Source organism: Pseudomonas sp. GCEP-101 (assembly GCF_025133575.1).
Taxonomy (GTDB): Bacteria; Pseudomonadota; Gammaproteobacteria; order Pseudomonadales; family Pseudomonadaceae; genus Pseudomonas; species Pseudomonas nitroreducens_B.
Genome location: NZ_CP104011.1, coordinates 1,428,017 through 1,448,820, shown reverse-complemented (window position 1 = coordinate 1,448,820; position 20,804 = coordinate 1,428,017). Strand labels below are relative to the sequence as shown.

The following is a 20,804-nucleotide window of genomic DNA, read 5'->3' as shown; positions in this document are numbered from 1 at the left end:
CTGTCTTCCGGAGTACGCCATGCCGTTGCCGCCACTCAAACAACGTTTCGCCGAGCTAATCGCGCTGCCGTCGGTCAGTTGCACCCAGCCCGCGCTGGACCAGTCCAATCGCCCGGTGGTCGAGCTGCTCGGCAACTGGCTGGTGGACCTGGGCTTCGCCTGCGAGATGCAGCCGGTGTCGCCGGGCAAGTTCAACCTGCTCGCCACCCTCGGCAGTGGCCCCGGCGGCCTGGTGCTGGCCGGCCACACCGACACCGTGCCCTACGACGAAGCCCTGTGGAAAAGCGACCCGCTGGGCCTGAGCGAACGTGACGGGCGCTGGTTCGGCCTGGGCGCCTGCGACATGAAGGGCTTCTTCGCCCTGGCCATCGAGGCGCTGCTGCCGCTGCTGGGGCAGCCGTTCAAGCAGCCGCTGATCCTGCTGGCCACCTGCGACGAGGAAAGCTCCATGGCCGGCGCCCGCGCGCTGGCCGAGGCAGGGCGGCCGCTGGGGCGCGCGGCGGTGATCGGCGAGCCGACCAATCTCAAGCCGATCCGCCTGCACAAGGGCGTGATGATGGAGCGCATCGACATCCTCGGGCAGAGCGGCCACTCCTCCGACCCGAGCCTGGGGCGCAGTGCGCTGGAGGCGATGCAGGCGGTGATGGGCAAATTGCAGGGCCTGCGCAGCCAGTGGCAGGCGCAGTTCAACAATCCGCAGTTCAGCGTGCCGCAGCCCACCCTCAACCTGGGCTGCATCCACGGCGGCGACAATCCCAACCGCATCTGCGGCCAGTGCGCCCTGGAGTTCGACCTGCGCCCCCTGCCGGGGATGGACCCGGACGTGCTGCGCCACGCCATCCGCGAGCGCCTCGTACCCGTCGCCGAACGCCATGCGGTGAAGATCGACTACGCGCCGTTGTTCCCCGCCGTGCCACCCTTCGAGGAGCCGGCGCAGAGCGAACTGGTGCGGCTGGCCGAAAGTCTGACCGGGCACACGGCACAAGCGGTAGCCTTTGGCACCGAAGCACCGTATCTTCAGCAGCTCGGCTGCCAGACCCTGGTGCTGGGCCCCGGCGACATTGCCTGCGCCCACCAGCCGGACGAACACCTGGCGCTCGACCGAATCGAGCCGTGCGTCGAATTACTGCGCGGGCTGATCCGTCATTACTGTCTGTAGGACTGTTTCCGACGTCAGCCACCGCTGAAGCGTTGCCTGTAGAGCGCCCCGATAACGGGCCCACCCTATCCAAGAGGAGAAACCTGTCGATGTTCATGCGACGACGATAACCGCGCCGCCTCAGGCCGTGCCCCGGCCGCATCCGACAGCTTTCCGCCCACTCGAACGACAGGCTTTTCAAGCAATGCACGACTACGTCAACTGGCTGCGCCACGCTTCGCCCTACATCAATTCCCACCGCGACTGCACCTTCGTGGTGATGCTGCCCGGCGAGGGCGTCGAAGACCCCAATTTCGGCAATATCGTCCACGACCTGGTGCTGCTGCACAGCCTGGGCGTGCGCCTGGTGCTGGTCCATGGTTCGCGCCCGCAGATCGAGGCGCGCCTGGCCTCCCACGGGCTGGCGCCGCGCTTCCACCGTGGCCTGCGGGTCACCGATGCGCCGACCCTGGACTGCGTCATCGACGCCGTCGGCAGCCTGCGCATCGCCATCGAAGCGCGCCTGTCGATGGACATGGCCGCCTCGCCGATGCAGGGCTCGCGCCTGCGCGTGACCGCCGGCAACTTCGTCACCGCGCGGCCGATCGGCGTGGTCGACGGCATCGACTACCACCACACCGGCGAAGTGCGGCGCATCGACCGCAAGGGCATCAACCGCCAGCTCGACGAGCGCAGCATCGTGCTGCTCTCGCCGCTGGGCTACTCGCCCACCGGGGAAATCTTCAACCTCGCCTGCGAGGACGTGGCCATGCGCGCGGCCATCGACCTGGGTGCGGACAAGCTGATCCTCTACGGGGCCGAACGCGGCCTGCTGGACGACGACGGCAAGCTGGTGCGCGAACTGCGCCCGCAGCAGGTGCCGGCGCACCTGGAGCGCCTCGGCGCGAGCTACCAGGGCGAGCTGCTGGACGCCGCCGCCCAGGCCTGCCGCGCGGGCGTGCGGCGCAGCCACATCGTCAGCTACACCGAAGACGGCTCGCTGCTCAGCGAGCTGTTCACCCGCACCGGCAACGGCACCCTGGTGGCCCAGGAGCAGTTCGAGCAACTGCGCGAGGCGGGCATCGAGGACGTCGGCGGCCTGCTGGAGCTGATTCGCCCGCTGGAAGAGCAGGGCATCCTGGTGCGTCGCTCCCGCGAGGTGCTGGAGCGCGAGATCGAGCAGTTCAGCATCGTCGAGCGCGAAGGGCTGATCATCGCCTGCGCGGCGCTCTATCCCATCGCCGATTCCGATGCCGGCGAGCTGGCGTGCCTGGCGGTGAACCCCGAGTATCGCCACGGCGGGCGCGGCGACGACCTGCTCGAACGCATCGAACAGCGCGCGCGCAACCTCGGGCTGAAGACCCTCTACGTGCTCACCACGCGCACCGCACACTGGTTCCGCGAGCGCGGCTTCCAGCCCAGCAGCGTCGAGCGCCTGCCGGCGGCGCGGGCATCGCTGTACAACTACCAGCGCAATTCCCAGGTGTTCGAGAAGGCGCTCTGATCGAAACTGGCCTTGAGCGTGCCCGGCTCGCCCAGGTCCAGCGCCTGGCGGGGCGCCGACTCGGGCGTGGCGCGGCGCTGGCGTCGCTGCTGGGCGCCGTCGCGCCGGCCGGCTTCCCAGCTGGCGGCGAGGATGTCATGGCTGGGGCGGCGGGGCTGGCGCTCGAGCAGCGCTTCCAGATAGCCCTGGCGGTAGGCGACTTCCAGTTGATGGAGCGTCCATTGGGGGGAAGGAGGGAGCATGGATGGCTTTCCTGCGGTCTTGGCTGGACCGCTGCCGGCAAGGCCGGGCAGGGTCCGAAAGGAGGAAGGATTCTCCCTCCCGACGCGCAGGTTGCCGATCAGAACTCTATGAGCTGCCTGTCAGCGATTTCTTGCAACTTCAGACGCTGATCAGCCCAAGAATGCTGGCCTGGTAGGCGGCGACGAAGGTATCGAAATCGCCTTCGGGCTGCTTCTCCAGCTCCGCCTGTTCGGCCAGGGACTCGCTGGCCATGGCTTCGAAGCGGGCCTGTTGTTCCGCGCTCAGCGGCTCGCTGCGCAGCGTCTGCGCGTGCTGGCGGCTGTAGCGCAGGGCGAAGGCTTCGAAGCTTTCGCCACGTTCGCGCATTTCCGCCAGGACGCGGGCCGATGGCGTCAGGTCGGCATCGGCCACCTTGGCGCGCTGTTCGGCCAGGCTCTGCGCGTGCAGGCCGCTGTCATTGGCGCGGTCGAGCAGGTCGATGATCGGCGCAATGGCGTCGAGCAGGGCGCCGGCCCATTCCTTCATCTCGATCTGCTGGCCGCCGCGTTCCAGCTTCAGCCCCGGACGACGGCCTTCCTTCACGACCTTGAGGAAGTTACTGGTGGCCGCGCCGCACTCGCAGCCGCCCAGCGGCGGGCTGTCGGAGAGCGCGCAATAGAGCAGGAAGGCATCGAGGAAACGCGCCTCGACGAGGTCGATGCCCAGCGGCAGGAAGGGGTTGATGTCCAGGCAGCGTGCCTCGACGTACTGCACGCCACGGGCCATCAGCGCCTGGATCGGGCGCTCGCCGGTGTAGGTGACGCGTTTGGGGCGGATGCTCGAGTAGTACTCGTTCTCGATCTGCAGGATGTTGGTGTTGAGTTGCACCCACTCGCCATCGATCTTGGTGCCGACCTTCTCGTACGGCGCATACGGCGTGCTGACCGCACGGCGCAGGCTGTCGATGTAGCTGTCCAGATCGTTGTAGCAGGGCGTGAGGCCCGCCTGGGCGTTGTTCTGGTAGCCCAGGTCGCTCATGCGCAGGCTGGTGGCGTAGGGCAGGTACAGGGTGTGTTCGTCGAAGGCGTCCAGGCCGTGCGGGCGGCCGCGCAGGAAGCCGGCGTCCAGGGCCGGGGATGCGCCGAACAGGTACATCAGCAGCCAGCTGTAGCGGCGGAAGTTGCGGATCATCGCGATGTAGCGGTGCGACTGGAAGTCCCGCGCGCTCTTCTCGCTGCCCTCGTCCTGGCGCAGCAGCTCCCACAGCCCCTCGGGCAGGGAGAAGTTGTAGTGGATGCCGGCGATGCACTGCATGGTCTTGCCGTAGCGCAGGGCCAGGCCCTTGCGGTAGACGTACTTCAGGCGGCCGATGTGCGAGCTGCCGTAGCGGGCGATCGGGATGCTTTCCTCATCCGGCAGCTCGCAGGGCATCGACGGGCTCCACAGGTATTCGCCGTCGAGCTTGGCGCTGGCGAAGCGGTGGATTTCGCCCAGTTCGTCCAGGGTCTTCTCGACGCTGGTGGCCGTCGGGGTGATGAACTCCAGCAGCGACTCGGAATAGTCCGTGGTGATCTGCGGGTTGGTCAGCGCCGAACCCAGGGCACGCGGGTGCGGGGTCAGGGCGAGCTTGCCGCGCTCATCGACGCGCAGGCATTCGCGTTCGATACCGTGCAGGCACTGGGTGAGCAGGGACAGGTTGGCGGCATCGCCAAGCAGGGCCAGGCGGCGGGAGAGTTGGTCGCTCAAGTTGGAAGTCCTTCACACGGCAATCGCCCCACTATGGGGGTGGACTGGACGGTCTACAAGGGGAGAACACAACCGGCGTTGTCGCCTGGCTCGGAGAGAGGCTGCGCCGGTGCCCGCCATTCGGGCTCCGGACGACAGCATAGGTCAGTGACGCGGGCGCCATTTACAGCTGGGCGAAGGTGCCTTGTCCCTTGGCGACCAGCTTGTCGCCCTGGTGGATCTCCGCCTCGACCACCAGCGAGCGGCGACCGGCATGCAGGACCCTGGCCACACAGCGCACCTCGCCCTCGGCGACCGCGCGGATATAGTTGATCTTGCATTCCAGGGTGACGCTCTGCCGGTCGAAGCCATGGGCACTGGAGCAGGCCAGGCCCATGGCGACATCCATCAGCGAGAAGAGCGCGCCGCCGTGCATCATGTTGCCACGGTTGCGCAGGTGCTCGGCCATCGTCAGGCTCACCTCGGCCACGCCATCGCCGATGCTGACCGGCTCGAGGCCGACCATGTCGCTGAAGGCGCTGATCAGTGTGTCGCGGCTGGGGATCTCGCTCACGGGGCTTTCCTCACTTCTTCTTCAGCTGCTTGGCGTTGGCGAACAGCGAGGCCATGGCATTGTTCGCCGGGGCCTTCTCCGGCTGGCGCGGGGCGCTGCTGCGCTCGCCACGCGGAGCGCCGTTGCCGGGGCGGCCGCCGCCGCGCGGACCGTCGACCTTCTCGCCGGGGGTGTCGCTCATGCGCATGGACAGGCCGACGCGATTGCGCGGGATGTCCACTTCCATGACCTTGACCTTGACGATGTCACCGGCCTTGACCACTTCGTACGGGTCCTTGACGAACTTCTCCGACAGCGCGGAGATGTGCACCAGGCCGTCCTGGTGGACGCCGATGTCGACGAAGGCGCCGAAGTTGGTGACGTTGGTCACCACGCCTTCGAGCACCATGCCCGGCGTCAGGTCCTTGAGGCTCTCGACGCCTTCCTGGAACTCGGCGGTCTTGAACTCCGGGCGCGGGTCGCGGCCGGGCTTGTCGAGTTCCTTGAGGATGTCGGTGACGGTGGGCAGGCCGAACTGCTCGTCGGTGAACTTCTTCGGGTCCAGGCGCTTGAGGAAGGCCGAGTCGCCGATCAGCGAGCGCACGTCGCGGCCGGTGTCGGCGGCGATGCGCTGCACCAGCGGGTAGGTTTCCGGGTGCACCGCGGAGGCGTCCAGCGGGTTGTCGCCGTTCATCACGCGGAGGAAGCCGGCGGCCTGCTCGAAGGTCTTTTCGCCCAGGCGGCTGACTTTCTTCAGCTCGTCACGGGTGCGGAACGCGCCGTTGGCGTCACGGTGCGCCACGATGTTCTGCGCCAGGGTGCTGTTGAGGCCGGAGATGCGTGCCAGCAGCGCGGCGGAGGCGGTGTTGACGTCCACGCCCACGGCGTTCACGCAGTCCTCCACCACGGCATCCAGGCTGCGCGCCAGTTGCAGCTGGGACACGTCGTGCTGGTACTGACCGACGCCGATGGACTTGGGCTCGATCTTCACCAGCTCGGCCAGCGGGTCCTGCAGGCGGCGCGCGATGGACACGGCGCCGCGCAGGGAAACGTCGAGGTCCGGGAATTCCTTGGCGGCCAGCTCGGAGGCCGAGTACACCGACGCGCCGGCCTCGCTGACCATGATCTTGGTGCACTTGAGCGCCGGGTATTTCTTGATCAGCTCGGCGGCCAGCTTGTCGGTCTCGCGGCTGGCGGTGCCGTTGCCGATGGCGATCAGCTCCACCTGGTGCTTGGCGCAGAGCGCGGCGAGCACGGCGATGGTCTGGTCCCACTGGTTCTTCGGCGCGTGGGGGTAGACGGTGGCGGTATCCAGCAGCTTGCCGGTGGCATCGACCACCGCGACCTTCACGCCGGTGCGCAGGCCCGGGTCCAGGCCCAGGGTAGCGCGCGGGCCGGCCGGTGCGGCCAGCAGCAGGTCGTGCAGGTTACGGGCGAAGACGTTGATCGCCTCGGCATCGGCGCCTTCGCGCAGTTCGCCCAGCAGGTCGGTTTCCAGGTGGGTATAGAGCTTGACCTTCCAGGTCCAGCGCACCACTTCGGACAGCCACTTGTCGGCGGCGCGGCCCTGGTTGCTGATGCCGAAGCGCTCGCCGATCATGGTTTCGCACGGGTGCGCGGAGCTCGGCAGCTCCTCGCCGACTTTCAGGGTGACGCTCAGCACGCCTTCGTTGCGGCCGCGGAAGATCGCCAGGGCGCGGTGCGACGGCGCGTTCTTCAGCGGCTCGTCGTGCTCGAAGTAATCGCTGAACTTGGCGCCTTCGGTTTCCTTGCCCGGCACCACGCGCGCGGCGAGGGTGGCGTTGTCCTTGAGGAAGCCGCGCAGGCGGTCCAGCAGGGTGGCGTCCTCGGCGAAGCGCTCCATGAGGATGTACTTGGCGCCTTCGAGCACGGCGCGGGTGTCGGCGAAGCCCTTCTCGGCATCGACGAAGCGCGCGGCTTCGCTTTCCGGGGTCAGGCTCGGGTCATTGAACAGCGCGTCGGCCAGCTCGCCCAGGCCGGCTTCCAGGGCGATCTGGCCCTTGGTGCGGCGCTTCTGCTTATAGGGCAGGTAGAGGTCTTCGAGGCGGGTCTTGGTGTCGGCGAGGTTGATTTCGCGGGCCAGCTCCGGGGTCAGCTTGCCCTGTTCCTCGATGCTGGCGAGGATCGCGCCACGGCGCTCGTCCAGCTCGCGCAGGTAACGCAGGCGTTCTTCGAGCAGGCGCAGCTGGGTGTCATCCAGGCTGCCGGTGACTTCTTTCCGGTAACGGGCGATGAAGGGAACGGTGGAGCCTTCATCGAGGAGGGCGACGGCAGCGGCGACTTGCTGCGGTTGAACGCGGCCGGAGGGCAGTGCGGAAAGCTCTTCGGCGATACGGGTGTTAATGCTGTCCATGAATCCACCTGGTGAAACCAACGAAATACGGGGCGCATGATCTGCTGCGCGTCGGCATTACTGCGTTGAGGCCAACTGAGAAATGCTCATTGACAGCAGTCAACTGGAGCCTTCTCAGCTGTCCTCGCCTTGTTCTGCTCTAGCTCGCACGATCATGAACAGGCTCATAACAGAGCATCTGGACCGGAGTTCCCGGTCGCTCGACAGGCCCTGTGACAACGCCCCGCCGCAAAAGCGCCGCATTATACCCGCGACAATTTCACCGGGTGGGCGGCTGGTCGGGGAAAAATCTGCTAACAATGGACAGGCCGTGATGCGCGGCTGCTGGGCGATAATGCCCGCCGAATCAGATTCTGGGAGTTTCCATGAGCAACGCTGCCACCCTGCCCGAAGGCGAAAAGATCCTCGTGGTCGATGACGACGCGCGCCTGCGCCGTCTGCTGGAACGCTTCCTCGATGAGCAGGGTTATCGCGTCCGCGCCGTCGAAAACACCGAGCAGATGGACCGCCTGCTGGCCCGCGAGCTGTTCCAGCTGGTCGTGCTGGACCTGATGATGCCCGGCGAAGATGGCCTCTCCGCGTGCAAGCGCCTGCGCGAGTCGAACAACCAGATCCCGATCATCATGCTCACCGCCAAGGGCGACGAATCCAGCCGCATCTCGGGCCTGGAGCAGGGCGCCGACGACTACCTGGCCAAACCGTTCAACCCGCGCGAATTGCTGGCGCGGATCAAGGCCGTGCTGCGCCGCCAGGCGCCGCTGGTGCCGGGCGCGCCGGCCGGCGAGGACGAAATCGTCACCTTCGGCGACTACGAGCTGCACCTGGCCACCCGCGAGCTGAAGAAGGGCGAGGAAGTGCACATGCTCACCACCGGTGAGTTCGCCGTGCTCAAGGCCCTGGTGCAGCACGCCCGCGAGCCGCTGACCCGCGACAAGCTGATGAACCTCGCCCGCGGCCGCGAGTGGGACGCCCTGGAGCGCTCCATCGACGTGCAGATTTCCCGCCTGCGCCGGCTGATCGAGCCCGATCCGTCGAAGCCGCGCTATATCCAGACCGTCTGGGGCGTGGGCTACGTGTTCGTGCCGGATGGCGCGGCGCGCAAGTGATCCAGCTTTTCGGGGCGATGGATGCGGCGTAACGCCGGTTCCCTCTCCCCCGCCCTCTCCCTGAAGGGAGAGGGCGCTATCCGTGCCGGCTGACGCATCAGTCTCAGCCGGTGCCGATCCAGTCCCCTCTCCCTTCAGGGAGAGGGCTAGGGAGAGGGGTTCTGCCGGCTCGCTTGGTGTTCATGAGGCGGACACCTCTCCTGCTACGATCAGTGCCTCCTGGTAACGCCCTCTTGAAAACACCCCTCTGGTTCCCGCAAAGCTTCTTCGCCCGCACGCTCTGGCTGGTGCTCATCGTCGTGCTGTTTTCCAAGGCGCTGACCCTGGTCTACCTGCTGATGAACGAAGACATGCTGGTCGACCGCCAGTACAGCCACGGTGCGGCGCTGACCGTGCGCGCGTACTGGGCGGCGGACGAAAAGTCGCGCGAGGCTATCGCCCAGTCCGCCGGGCTGAAGTGGGCGCCCCACGAACAGGGGCAGCCGGAGGAGGTGCACTGGCCGTACACGGAAATCTTCCAGCGGCAGATGCGCATGGAGCTGGGCATCGACACCGAGACGCGCCTGCGCATCCACCATCCGTCGATGCTCTGGGTGCGCGCGCCGACCCTGGGCGAAGGCTGGATCGGCGTGCCGCTCTATCCGCACCCGCTGCGCGGCCAGCAGATCTGGAGCGTGCTCGGCTGGTTCCTCGGCATCGGCCTGCTGTCCACCGCCGCCGCGTGGATCTTCGTGCGCCTGCTCAGCCAGCCGCTCAAGCGCCTGGTGTTCGCCTCCCGCGAGTTCGGCAAGGGGCGCAGCGTACGCCTGCCGCTGGGGCCGGAAACGCCCAGCGAGATGGCCGAGGTGTACCGGGCGTTCAACCAGATGGCCGACGATGTGGAGCAAGCCGGCCGCGAGCGCGAACTGATGCTCGCCGGGGTTTCCCACGACCTGCGCACGCCGCTGACGCGCCTGCGCCTGTCGCTGGAGCTGATGCCCGACAGCGACCGCGAGATGGTCGAGGACATGGTCCGCGACATCGAGGACATGGACGCCATCCTCGACCAGTTCCTCGCCTTCATCCGCGATGGGCGCGACGAATCGGTGGAAGAGGGTGACCTCGCCGACCTGATCCGCGAGGTGGCGGACGCCTTCAACCAGAACGGCAACCGCGTGCGCCTGTGCCTGGAGACGCTGCCGCTGTTCCGCTTCCGCCGGGTGTCGATCAAGCGCCTGCTGGGCAACCTGATCGAGAACGGCCTGAACCACGGCGGCGGCAAGGTCGAAGTGGCGGCCCACGTGGCCGGTGGCGGCGGCGCGCCCTATGTGGTGCTCAGCGTGCTCGACCGGGGTGCGGGCGTCGATCCGCAGGAGCTGGATAACATCTTCAACCCCTTCTTCCGCGGCGACAAAGCGCGCGGCGGCAAGGGCACCGGCCTCGGGCTGGCCATCGTCAAGCGCATCGCCGAACAGCACGGCGGCAGCATCGAGCTGCGCAACCGCGAGGGCGGTGGTGTGGAAGCGCGCGTCTGCCTGCCGCTGGGCCTGCTGCTGCCGCGCGACGCGCACTGAGCGCCTGCTGACGAGCCGGCGAAACGGCGTTGCGGCTGGCTGCTCCAGCTGGCGAGGTGGACAGCCGGCTCTACTCCCAGCGCAGGGATTTGCCTTCCAGCACCGCCGCGCGGCCGTAGGGCCAGGCGCGGTTGTGCGCGCCGTGGCCGCTGGGCAGGCCGTGGTAGAGCGGCACGCCCAGCGCCGCGGCGTATTCGGCGAAGATCTCGTCCAGGCTGTGGGCCACGCCCTTGCGCGGGCAATCGGTGAAGGTGCCCAGGCAGATCGCGCCCAGGCGCGCGCCGTCCAGGCTGTTGAGCAGTTGCCAGAGGCTGCGTTCGAGGCGGTAGTAGGGCTCGCCCACGTCCTCGAGCACCAGGATGGCGCCATCGGGCACGTACAGCGCGCCCGCGGTGCCGGCCATGCAGGCCAGCGCGGTGAGGTTGCCGCCGATCAGTTCGCCCGCCACGGCGCCCTTCGGCCCCGTCAGATGCTGCACCGCCAGCCTGCCCTGTCCGCCGGCCAGCACGTGGCTGATGGAGGCCAGTGACGCCAGGCGCTCGCGCTGTTCGTTCGGCGCGCTCAAGGGTTGCAGGCCCAGCCCGGTGGCAACCATGCCGTGGATCGCCGGCAGGCCCTGGCGGTGGAAGGCGCTGAGCAGGATGGAGATGTCCGAGAAGCCGATCAGCGGGCGCGGCGACGCGGCCTCGAGACGCTGCCAGTCCAGTTGCGGGATGAGTTGCCCGCAGCCGTAGCCGCCCCGCAGGCACCAGACGGCGCTGACGTCGTCCAGCTCGAAGGCGGCGTGGAAGTCCTCCAGGCGCTGCGCCGTGGTGCCGGCCAGGTAGCGGTAACGGGCGTCGGCGTGCTCGCCCAGGTGGTAGTCGATGCCCTGCACCTCCAGCTGGCGCAGGGTGGCCTCCAGCACGTCCTCGGCAATCGCCGAGGCCGGCGCCACCAGCGCGACGCGGCCCTCGATGGGCGACCAGGTGAGTTCGGCATGGGGACGGGAAGCGGGCATGGCGGGATTCCGGTGACGTCAGGTGAGCCTGTAGGAGCGAGCTTGCTCGCGAAGGGTTCAATGGGGCAACGCTGTACCGCGCATTCCCCTCACCCTAACCCTCTCCCTCTGGGAGAGGGCTGGGGTGAGGGTAAAAACCCGCGCGATGCTCAAGGGCGCTTCATGAAAGTCTGTTCCTGACATCCCTGTCGTGACTACCTGCTGTTCTGTGCCCCCTGCCAGGCCATCCGTGGCCTGGCGTTAGCCGGCGCGACGCATGCGTCGCGAGAGCCCCGGCTTACCCCTTGCCTTTGGTCCGCGCCAGATGCGGCCCGCCGTTCTTCTCCAGGTATTCGATGATCACCCCGGCGATGTCCTTGCCGGTGGTGGTCTCGATGCCTTCCAGGCCCGGCGAGGAGTTCACCTCCATCACCAGGGGGCCGTGGTTGGAGCGCAGGATGTCGACGCCGGCCACGTGCAGGCCCATCACCTTGGCGGCGCGGATGGCGGTCATGCGTTCCTCGGGGGTGATCTTGATCAGGCTGGCGCTACCGCCGCGGTGCAGGTTGGAGCGGAACTCGCCGGCCGCGGCCTGGCGCTTCATCGAGGCGATCACCTTGTCGCCGACCACGAAGCAGCGGATGTCGGCGCCGCCGGCTTCCTTGATGTACTCCTGCACCATGATGTTGTGCTTGAGCCCCATGAAGGCCTCCAGCACCGATTCGGCGGCCTTCTCCGTCTCGCAGAGGACCACGCCGATGCCCTGGGTGCCTTCGAGCAGCTTGATCACCAGCGGCGCGCCGCCGACCATCTCGATCAGGTCCGGCACGTCATCGGGCGAGTGGGCAAAGCCGGTTACCGGCAGGCCGATGCCCTTGCGCGAGAGCAGTTGCAGCGAGCGCAGCTTGTCGCGCGAGCGGGCGATGGCCACCGATTCGTTGAGCGGGAACACCCCCATCATCTCGAACTGGCGCAGCACGGCGCAGCCGTAGAAGGTCACCGACGCGCCGATCCGCGGGATCACCGCGTCGAAGCCCTCCAGCGGCTTGCCGCGGTAGTGGATCTGCGGCTTGTGGCTGGCGATGTTCATGTAGGCGCGGAGGGTGTCGATCACCACCATCTCGTGGCCGCGTTGCTGCCCGGCCTCCACCAGTCGACGGGTGGAATACAGACGCGGATTGCGCGACAGCACAGCAATTTTCATTGATCACCTGGAAGGGTGGCGGGAACCATGATGAGGGGTTTGTCTTGCACGTAGGTCAGGCCGGGGTTGACCACCAGTTGGCCCTGCACCAGCGCCTTGGAGCCTAGCAGCACGCGGTAGCGCATGGTCTTGCGGCAGGCCAGGGTGAATTCCACCGGCCAGGCGCGGTCGCCCAGGGCCAGCAGGGTGCGGATCACGTAGCGGGTCTGGGCGTGGCCGTTGGAGCTCTTGATGGTCTTCATCGTCACCACCGGCGCCTCGCAGCGATGGCGGCGCTGCACCTGGGTGCCCAGGTGGGCGACGAAGCGCACCCAGCTCTGCCCGTCGCGCTCGAACGGCACGATGTCGCTGGCATGCAGGCTGGAGGTGCTGGCGCCGGTGTCGATCTTCGCGCGCAGGCCGACCATGCCCAGTTCGGGCAGGGCGATCCATTCGCGCAGACCAATCACCGACAGGTGGTCGAAAGTCTTCAAGTCAGGCGTCCCCGGCGTTTGCCGGCATTCTAGTCAGGCCGGTTGTGCCCCGCCAGCGGGGCGGCGGTACACTCTCAGACCCGCATGACGAGGTTGTGAAGTGAGCGAAAAAGACGACGACAAGGTCCGCCTGGACAAGTGGCTGTGGGCGGCACGCTTCTACAAGACCCGCTCCCTGGCCAAGGAAGCCATCGACGGCGGCAAGGTGCATTGCCGGGGCGAGCGCTGCAAGCCCGGCAAGGAGCCGAAGGTGGGTGAGGAATACGTGATCCGCACCGGCTTCGACGAGCGCACCGTGGTGGTGAAGGCGCTGTCGATGGTACGGCGCGGCGCGCCCGAGGCGCAGCTGCTGTATGAGGAGACCGCCGACAGCGTGAAGCGCCGCGAGGACGCCTCGGCGCTGCGCAAGGCCGGCGCGCTGGGTGTGCAGACCGACGGGCGGCCGACCAAGAAGCAGCGCCGCCAGCTGTTCAGCTTCCGCGATCAGGAGTGAGCGGCCGGCGAGGACGGCTGGCGCCTCGCCGGGCGGGCGTCAGGCCGTGACGACGCTCAGGCGGTTGACCAGCGGAATCTTCGCGGCCAGGCGGAACAGCGGATCGGTCCAGCGCACCAGGGCGGCGCTGCCGACGGCGGCGAACGGGGTGAAGCAGCTCCAGGCCAGGGCCACCAGCGCCATCTGCACGCCGCCGATGTAATCGTCCTGGCCCCAGTGCGCGCCGGCGACCAGGCGCGGCAGCATGAACAGCAGCGCCAGGCCCCAGATCACCACCCATTGCAGGGCGGTGCGGGCGAACAGGGTGAGGAACAACGCCCAGATCAGCAGCACCGAGGCGTGGTCGCCGGGGAAGCTGCGGGCGGACTCGTCCTTCACCTCGAAGGCGGTGTTCTGCCACTGCGGGAAGTAGTTTTCCAGGCGCACCGCATCCGGCGCCACGCTGGAGATGCTCGCGTGCTGCCAGCCCAGCTTGTGGGCGATCTTGGCGTAGAGGATGCGCACCACCACCAGCACGACGGCCGCGCATAAAAAGCCGAAGGTCGCCGCGCGTGCCTGGGTCGCCTTGAAGATCCAGTCGCCACGGATGAGCAGGAGCAGCAGGATCACCCCGACCAGCAGGTCGAACGGCCGGGTGCTCGCCACGGCCCAGGTCAGGCGCCAGGCCTCGTTCGTCGCCAGCGGCTGGTTGAGCAGGCTGAACAGGCTGAAATCGAACAGGTCCATCGCGCTGCGGGTGGGCTCCCAGAGCCACAGCAGGAGCAGGGCGAGCGCCATCAGGTGGCAGGCGATGAACGGCTTCCAGGACCAGGTGGCTTGGAACGGCGTGGTTTTGTCCATAAAATCGATACCCCCTTACGGAACCACCCGAATGCGGGTGGTGCTGCAAAGCGCGCTTTATAGGCCTTTGCCATCAACTTGTCATTTATTTGTGCCTATCGCAGCGTTGTGTCCAGCATGTCCCAGATCGATCAAAGTCAGCGTTTCCTGTTCGACAACACCGACGTCCGCGGTGAACTGGTGGAGCTCGACCGCAGCTACGCCGAAGTGCTGGCCAAGCACCCCTACCCGCAGCCGGTCGCCCAGCTGCTGGGGGAAATGCTAGCCGCCGCGGCGCTGCTGTGCGGCACCCTCAAGTTCGACGGCCTGCTGGTGCTGCAGGCGCGCTCCAGCGGCGCCGTGCCGCTGCTGATGGTGGAATGCTCCAGTGATCGCGAAGTGCGCGGCCTGGCCCGCTACGATGCCGAGGCCATCGGCGATGCCGCCGGCCTGCCCGAGCTGATGCCCCACGGCGTGCTGACCCTGACCGTCGATCCGAGGAACGGCAAGCGCTACCAGGGCATCGTGCCGCTGGAGGGCGCGACCCTGGCCGAGTGCCTGTCGACCTACTTCGCCACCTCCGAACAGCTGCCGACCCGCTTCTGGCTCAACGCCGACAGCCGTCGCGCCCGCGGCCTGCTGCTGCAGCAGCTGCCGGCCGACCGCCAGCGCGACGCCGAGTCGCGCGAAGCCAGCTGGCAGCACGTCACCACCCTGGCCGATACCCTCACCGCCGAAGAGCTGCTGGGCCTGGACAACGCCACCGTGCTGCACCGCCTGTACCACGAGGACGACGTGCGCCTGTTCGAGCCGCAGCCGCTGGTGTTCCGCTGCAGTTGCTCGCGGGAACGCTCGGCCAATGCGCTGGTCAGTCTTGGGCAGGAAGACGCCGAGCGTCTGCTGGCCGAGGAGGACGGCGAGATCGTCATCGACTGCCAGTTCTGCAACCAGCGCTACCGTTTCGACGGCTCCGACGTCGCCCAGCTGTTCTCCGGCGGCGGCAGCCAGACACCGTCAGAAACCCGCCATTGACCGCTTCGATTTGTCCGATAGCCGAACCAATGGCGTTCTCGCCAGATCAGAGGCTGCACGAGAACAGTTCTTTTCTGGCATAATCCCGCGACTTTTTTCCGCGGTAGTGGGAATTAGAAGTCACTACGCAATGTTTGGAGGACTCGGCTTCGGCCGACGGGGACCCACATGACGCAAGCCAATAAAGCCGTTTACACCGACATCAGCGTTGCCCAACTGGTCGAAGAAGCCATTCGCCGCGGCGAAGGCGAACTCGCCGACAACGGCTCGCTGGTCGTACGTACCGGCCACCGCACCGGCCGCTCGCCTGCCGACCGTTTCATCGTCGAAGAGCCGGGCAGCAAGGATTCCATCGCTTGGGGCGCCATCAACCGTCCGTTCCCGGCCGACAAGTTCGATGCCCTGTGGGACCGTGTCCAGGCCTTCAATAACGCCCAGGACCATTTCGTTTCCCACGTCCATGTAGGCTCGGCCCACGACCACTACCTGGCCGTGAAGATGACCACCGCCACCGCCTGGCAGAACCTGTTCGGCCGCGCGCTGTTCATCGAGCCCGAGCAGTACAACCCGGCTGGCCGCGAAGAGTGGCAGGTACTCAACGTCGCCAACTTCGAGTGCGTGCCCGAGCGTGACGGCACCAACTCCGATGGCTGCGTGATCCTCAACTTCGCCCAGAAGAAAGTGCTGATCGCCGGCATGCGCTACGCCGGTGAAATGAAGAAAGCCATGTTCGGCGTGCAGAACTACCTGCTGCCGGAAAAAGACGTGCTGCCGATGCACTGCGCCGCCAACATCGGCGAAGCCGGCGACGTCACCCTGTTCTTCGGTCTGTCGGGCACCGGCAAGACCACCCTGTCCGCCGACGAAAGCCGTTACCTGATCGGCGACGACGAGCACGGCTGGGGCGAGGGCGTCGTCTTCAACATCGAAGGCGGTTGCTATGCCAAGTGCATCGACCTGTCCGAGAAGAACGAGCCGGTCATCTGGAAAGCCATCAAGTTCGGCGCCGTGCTGGAGAACGTCGTCCTCGACGAGAACCGCACCCCGGTCTACTCCGATGACAGCCTGACCCAGAACTCCCGCGCGGCCTACCCGCTGGAGAACGTCGAGAAGCGTTCCGAGAAGAACCTCGGCGGCGAACCCAACGCCGTGATCTTCCTGACCTGCGACCTGACCGGCGTACTGCCGCCGGTGTCGATCCTGAACAACGAGCAGGCGGCCTACCACTTCCTGTCCGGCTACACCGCGCTGGTCGGTTCCACCGAAATGGGTTCGGGCGGCGGCATCAAGTCGACCTTCTCCACCTGCTTCGGCGCACCGTTCTTCCCGCGCCCGGCCGGCGTATACGCCGAGCTGCTGATCAAGCGCATCAAGGCCTTCGGCTCCAAGGTGTACCTGGTCAACACCGGCTGGACCGGCGGTGGCTACGGTGTTGGCAAGCGCTTCAACATCCCGACCACCCGTGGCGTGATCGCCGCCATCCAGAGCGGTGCTCTGATCGGCGCCGAGACCGAGCACCTGGACATCATCAACCTGGACGTGCCCAAGGCCGTTCCGGGCGTCGAGACCGTCCTGCTCAACCCGCGCAACACCTGGGAAGACAAGGCTGCCTACGACGAAGCCGCCAAGGGCCTGGCCAGCAAGTTCATCGAGAACTTCAAGAAGTTCGACGTGAGCGACGCGATCAAGAACGCCGGCCCGCAGCTGTAAGCGAGCCCGTTCCGCGAAAGAGCCGCCTTCGGGCGGCTTTTTCATTGGCGCCTGAGAACGGTCCTACGCCATTGGGCTCTTCGTAGGAGCGAGCTTGCTCGCGAACAGCCCAGCTCCGGTTCGCGAGCAAGCTCGCTCCTACAATGACGCTTTCTAGGCTGGGTGGATGCCCACGTAACGGAGTATTCCCATGCACGACACCCTCGAACGTGTCTTCGGCTTCCGCCAGTTCCGCCCCGGCCAGCAGGCGGCGGTCAGCGCGGTGCTGGCCGGACGCTCGGCGGCGGCGATCTTCCCCACGGGGTCCGGCAAGTCGCTGTGCTACCAGTTGCCGGCGCTGCTGCTGCCGCACCTGACCCTGGTGGTCTCGCCGCTGCTGGCGCTGATGCAGGACCAGCTCGCCTTCCTCGCCCGCCACGGCATCGCCGCCGCCAGCATCGATTCCGCGCAGAGCCGCGAGCAGACCGCGCAAACCATGGCCCGCGCGCGCAGCGGCGAGCTGAAGGTGCTGATGATCTCGGTGGAACGCCTGAAGAACGAGCGCTTCCGTCACTTCATCAGCGAGGTGCCGATTTCCCTGTTGGTGGTGGACGAGGCGCACTGCATTTCCGAATGGGGCCACAACTTCCGCCCCGACTACCTGAAGCTGCCGGACTACCAGAAGCAGTTCCGCATCCCCCAGGTGCTGCTGCTCACCGCCACCGCGACGCCGGCGGTGATCGCCGACATGCGCGGCAAGTTCGCCATCGCCGAAGCCGACGTGGTCACCACCGGTTTCTACCGCGCCAACCTCGACCTGCAGGTGGAGCCGGTGGCCAGCGCCGCCCGCCGCGCGCGCCTGGTGCAGTGGCTGGGCGAGCGCGCCGGGCAGCCGGCCATCGTCTATGTCACCCAGCAGAAGACCGCCGAGGAGGTCGCCGCGCACCTGGTCGAGCGCGGCATTCCCGCCTGCGCCTACCACGCCGGCATGGAGCACCCGGAGCGCGAGGGCATCCAGCGCCGTTTCATGGAGGGGGCGCTCAACTGCATCGTCGCCACCATCGCCTTCGGCATGGGCATCGACAAGAGCAACATCCGCCAGGTGTTGCACTACGACCTGCCCAAGTCGCTGGAAAACTACAGCCAGGAAATCGGCCGCGCCGGGCGCGACGGCCTGCGCTCGGAGTGCCTGGTGCTGGCCAACCGCGACAGCCTCAACGTGCTGGAGAACTTCGTCTACGGCGACACGCCCGAGCGCGAGGGCATCCGCCAGGTGCTGGAAGAGATCCGCCACGCGCCGAATGGTCAGTGGGAGACCATGCTGGTGCCGCTGTCGGATCAGTCCAATATTCGCCAACTGCCGCTGAAGACGCTACTGGTGCAACTGGAGCTGCGCGGCATCATCGCTCCGCGTTTCGCTTATTTCGCCGAATATCGCTACAAGTTGAACATCGACTCCGCCGAGCTGCTCAATCACTTCGAAGGGGAGCGGCGGCAGTTCGTCGAGGCCATCCTCACGACTTCGGCCCGCGCCCGCACCTGGGCGACCCTGGATTTCGACACCCTCTACAGCCGCCACGGCGCCGAACGCGCGCGGGTGGTGAAGGCCCTGGACTACTTCCAGGAACGCGGCTGGGTGGAGCTGGAAAGCAAGCAGATGACCGAGGTCTACGCAGTGCGCGATGCATCCTTCTCGGTGGATAGCCTCAGCGAGGAGCTGCACGCCTACTTCAAGCGCCATGAAGAGAGCGAAATTGCCCGCATAGGCGCCATGCTCGACCTGCTGGGCAGCGCCGAATGCCTGAGCTGGCGCCTCGCCCAGTATTTCGGTGACCGCCAGGCGCCGCGCCAGTGCGGGCATTGCTCGGTGTGCGCCGGCCACGTCGCCCGGCTGCCGGAGCCGCCCGCGTTGCCGGCGCTGGATGGCCAGTCGCTGCACAACCGCTGCGCGGCCTTCCTGGAGAAGTACCGCAGTGCCCGCGGCCTGGAACCCAGCGCCGACTGCATCACGCGCTTCCTCTGCGGCATCAGCGTGCCGGCCTTCACCCGCCTGCGCGCTCGCACGCTGCCGGGCTACGCGACGCTGGAGGACTACCCCTACGCCAAGGTTCGCGACTGGGTGCAAGGGCAGCTGTAATCGCGTCGGCGCCGCGCACGACTAAAGGTCGGCGTGGCGCGCTGGCGACGCTTGTAGGGTGCAGGGAGGCAATCCCGCCTAGAGTTAGGGACGGTTGACGCTTCGCCGCGATCGCGCTGAACCTGCCACTGTCCCTCGGGCGTCGAAACAAGGAGTCCCGCGCATGTCCACCGAGCACCTGGATGTACTGATCATCGGCGCCGGCCTGTCCGGCATCGGCGCCGCCTGTCATCTGCAGAAGCAGTGTCCCGGCAAGTCCTACGCCATCCTCGAGGGCCGCGAGGCCATGGGTGGCACCTGGGACCTGTTCCGCTATCCGGGCATCCGCTCCGACTCGGACATGTACACCCTGGGCTACAACTTCAAGCCCTGGACCGACCCCAAGGCCATCGCCGACGGCCCGTCGATCCTCAGCTACATCCGCGAGACCGCGCGCGAGTATCGCGTCGAGGACAAGATCCGCTACCGCCACCGCGTGCTCAAGGCCGACTGGGACAGTGCCAGCGCGCGCTGGAACCTCATCGTGCAGCGCGGCGACGAGGCGGAACCGGTGCGCCTGAGCGCGCAGTTCCTCTTCATGTGCACCGGCTACTACCGCTACGACGCCGGCTACACCCCGGATTTCCCCGGGCGCGAGAGCTTCACCGGGCAGGTCATCCACCCGCAGCTGTGGCCGGAGAACTTCGACTACAGCGGCAAGCGCATCGTGGTGATCGGCAGCGGCGCCACTGCCGTCACCCTGATCCCCTCGCTGACCGACAAGGCCGCCCACGTCACCATGCTGCAGCGCTCGCCGTCCTACGTGATCACCCTGCCGGCGAAGGACCCGATCTCCAACTTCCTGCGCCATTTCCTGCCGGAGAAGTGGGTGTACCGCCAGGCGCGGGCGCGCAACGTGACCATGCAGATGATCTTCTTCATGGCCTCCAAGGCGTTCCCCGGTGCGGTGCGCAAGCTCATGCTCAAGCTGGCCAACCTGCAGCTGGGCAAGGATTTCGACATGCGCCACTTCAGCCCGCGCTACAAGCCGTGGGACGAGCGCGTGTGCTGCGTGCCCGACGGCGACCTGTTCAAGGCGCTGCGCCAGGGCCGCGCCTCGGTGGTCACCGACCACATCGAGCGCTTCACCGAGAAGGGCATCCTGCTCAAGTCCGGGCAGCTGCTGGAGGCGGACGTCATCGTCACCGCCACCGGCCTGGACCTGGTGATGTTCGGCGGCGCGGAACTGGCCATCGACGGCAAGCCGTTCGACGTCACCCAGAGCATGGGTTACCGCGGCATCATGCTGCGCGACTTGCCCAACCTGGCGGCCATCGTCGGCTACACCAACGCCAGCTGGACGCTCAAGGCCGACCTTTCCAGCGAATACTTCTGCCGGCTGATCAACCACCTCGACGCCATCGGCATGCGCCAGTGCACACCGCGGCAGACCGACGGATCGGTGAAGGAAGAACCCTTCCTCAACCTCAACTCCGGCTACATCCAGCGCGCCGCCGACCGCATGCCCAAGCAGGGCGACCGCACGCCGTGGAAGCTCTACCAGAACTACGCGCTGGACCTTGCCCTGCTGCGCTTCGGCAAGGTCGAGGATGGCTATCTCGCCTTCACCTCGCCCAAGCAGCGCCAGGCCACGGCCGCCCCGGTGCAAGCGCTGGAGAGCTGATCGCCGCGACGGCGCCCGAGGTTGTGGGCGCCGTTCCATCGACGCGCTGGATAGACATTATCGATACGTCGCTCTGCAACGCAGCCGCCTCTGGGATTACCATGCGCGCCATTCCCGCCCATGCCAGCCAGAGGATTTTC

General features: G+C 67.0%; 17 protein-coding genes. 9 read left to right on the top strand and 8 right to left on the bottom strand.

Going from position 1 to position 20,804, the window contains the following annotated elements:
• The first annotated feature begins 19 nt into the window (after nucleotides 1-19).
• The gene (gene argE, locus N0B71_RS06540) at nucleotides 20-1,159 is read left to right on the top strand and encodes an acetylornithine deacetylase (RefSeq protein WP_259757944.1); all 1,140 of its coding nucleotides are present in this window, start codon (nucleotides 20-22) and stop codon (nucleotides 1,157-1,159) included.
• A 184-nt stretch (nucleotides 1,160-1,343) separates the two neighbouring features.
• On the top strand, nucleotides 1,344-2,642 hold the full coding sequence (gene argA / locus N0B71_RS06535) for an amino-acid N-acetyltransferase (RefSeq protein ID WP_259757942.1): 1,299 nt from the start codon (nucleotides 1,344-1,346) through the stop codon (nucleotides 2,640-2,642).
• On the opposite strand, the gene N0B71_RS06530 is transcribed toward argA, so the two are convergent.
• The 4 genes from N0B71_RS06530 to N0B71_RS06515 all read right to left on the bottom strand — a co-directional run bounded on the left by N0B71_RS06530 (nucleotide 2,603) and on the right by N0B71_RS06515 (nucleotide 7,516).
• Nucleotides 2,603-2,884, bottom strand: a complete 282-nt coding sequence (locus N0B71_RS06530; RefSeq protein WP_259757940.1) for a hypothetical protein — start codon at nucleotides 2,882-2,884, stop codon at nucleotides 2,603-2,605. The two genes, argA and N0B71_RS06530, sit on opposite strands and share 40 nt — an antisense overlap.
• 139 nt (nucleotides 2,885-3,023) lie before the next feature.
• Nucleotides 3,024-4,610, bottom strand: coding sequence for a glutamate--cysteine ligase (gene gshA, locus N0B71_RS06525; RefSeq protein WP_259757939.1), 1,587 nt, complete (start codon nucleotides 4,608-4,610; stop codon nucleotides 3,024-3,026).
• Nucleotides 4,611-4,773: 163 nt separating this feature from the next.
• Complete coding sequence (locus tag N0B71_RS06520) at nucleotides 4,774-5,115, bottom strand: PaaI family thioesterase (protein ID WP_259759494.1); 342 nt, start codon at nucleotides 5,113-5,115, stop codon at nucleotides 4,774-4,776.
• 58 nt (nucleotides 5,116-5,173) lie between these two features.
• Nucleotides 5,174-7,516, bottom strand: a complete 2,343-nt coding sequence (locus N0B71_RS06515) for a Tex family protein (protein WP_259757938.1) — start codon at nucleotides 7,514-7,516, stop codon at nucleotides 5,174-5,176.
• 365 nt (nucleotides 7,517-7,881) lie between these two features.
• Here N0B71_RS06515 and ompR point away from each other — a divergent pair, with 365 nt between their 5' ends.
• Entirely contained in the window at nucleotides 7,882-8,622 is a 741-nt protein-coding gene (gene ompR / locus N0B71_RS06510; RefSeq protein WP_024762186.1) for an osmolarity response regulator transcription factor OmpR, read from the top strand.
• Between the two features lie 233 nt (nucleotides 8,623-8,855).
• Nucleotides 8,856-10,175 carry an ATP-binding protein gene (locus N0B71_RS06505; RefSeq protein WP_259757936.1) on the top strand — a complete coding sequence of 440 codons (1,320 nt, stop codon included), beginning with the start codon at nucleotides 8,856-8,858 and terminating at the stop codon, nucleotides 10,173-10,175.
• A 70-nt stretch (nucleotides 10,176-10,245) separates the two neighbouring features.
• On the opposite strand, the gene N0B71_RS06500 is transcribed toward N0B71_RS06505, so the two are convergent.
• The 3 genes from N0B71_RS06500 to rimB all read right to left on the bottom strand — a co-directional run bounded on the left by N0B71_RS06500 (nucleotide 10,246) and on the right by rimB (nucleotide 12,831).
• Nucleotides 10,246-11,175, bottom strand: a complete 930-nt coding sequence (locus N0B71_RS06500; protein WP_259757934.1) for a S66 peptidase family protein — start codon at nucleotides 11,173-11,175, stop codon at nucleotides 10,246-10,248.
• Between the two features lie 277 nt (nucleotides 11,176-11,452).
• On the bottom strand, nucleotides 11,453-12,358 hold the full coding sequence (gene rimK, locus N0B71_RS06495) for a 30S ribosomal protein S6--L-glutamate ligase (RefSeq protein ID WP_038803545.1): 906 nt from the start codon (nucleotides 12,356-12,358) through the stop codon (nucleotides 11,453-11,455).
• On the bottom strand, nucleotides 12,355-12,831 hold the full coding sequence (gene rimB / locus N0B71_RS06490) for a retropepsin-like aspartic endopeptidase RimB (RefSeq protein ID WP_442964650.1): 477 nt from the start codon (nucleotides 12,829-12,831) through the stop codon (nucleotides 12,355-12,357). Before rimB ends, rimK begins: the two co-directional genes overlap by 4 nt.
• A gap of 100 nt (nucleotides 12,832-12,931) precedes the next feature.
• On the opposite strand from rimB, the gene N0B71_RS06485 reads away from it, so the two are divergent.
• On the top strand, nucleotides 12,932-13,324 hold the full coding sequence (locus tag N0B71_RS06485; RefSeq protein ID WP_259757932.1) for an RNA-binding S4 domain-containing protein: 393 nt from the start codon (nucleotides 12,932-12,934) through the stop codon (nucleotides 13,322-13,324).
• A 39-nt stretch (nucleotides 13,325-13,363) separates the two neighbouring features.
• Here the strand turns inward: N0B71_RS06485 and N0B71_RS06480 are convergent, their stop codons facing one another.
• The gene (locus N0B71_RS06480) at nucleotides 13,364-14,164 is read right to left on the bottom strand and encodes a phosphatase PAP2 family protein (RefSeq protein WP_259757931.1); all 801 of its coding nucleotides are present in this window, start codon (nucleotides 14,162-14,164) and stop codon (nucleotides 13,364-13,366) included.
• Between the two features lie 117 nt (nucleotides 14,165-14,281).
• Between N0B71_RS06480 and hslO the strand changes: the two genes are divergently transcribed.
• The 4 genes from hslO (at nucleotide 14,282) to N0B71_RS06460 (ending at nucleotide 20,664) form a co-directional block, all read left to right on the top strand.
• Nucleotides 14,282-15,175, top strand: a complete 894-nt coding sequence (gene hslO, locus N0B71_RS06475) for an Hsp33 family molecular chaperone HslO (protein ID WP_259757930.1) — start codon at nucleotides 14,282-14,284, stop codon at nucleotides 15,173-15,175.
• A 168-nt stretch (nucleotides 15,176-15,343) separates the two neighbouring features.
• A complete protein-coding gene (locus tag N0B71_RS06470; protein ID WP_259757929.1) occupies nucleotides 15,344-16,885 on the top strand; it encodes a phosphoenolpyruvate carboxykinase in 1,542 nt (513 codons plus the stop codon).
• 190 nt (nucleotides 16,886-17,075) lie between these two features.
• Entirely contained in the window at nucleotides 17,076-19,001 is a 1,926-nt protein-coding gene (locus N0B71_RS06465) for a RecQ family ATP-dependent DNA helicase (protein ID WP_259757928.1), read from the top strand.
• A 163-nt stretch (nucleotides 19,002-19,164) separates the two neighbouring features.
• Nucleotides 19,165-20,664: a flavin-containing monooxygenase gene (locus N0B71_RS06460; RefSeq protein WP_259757927.1), complete on the top strand. Its 1,500-nt coding sequence runs from the start codon at nucleotides 19,165-19,167 to the stop codon at nucleotides 20,662-20,664.
• Nucleotides 20,665-20,804 lie beyond the last annotated feature (140 nt).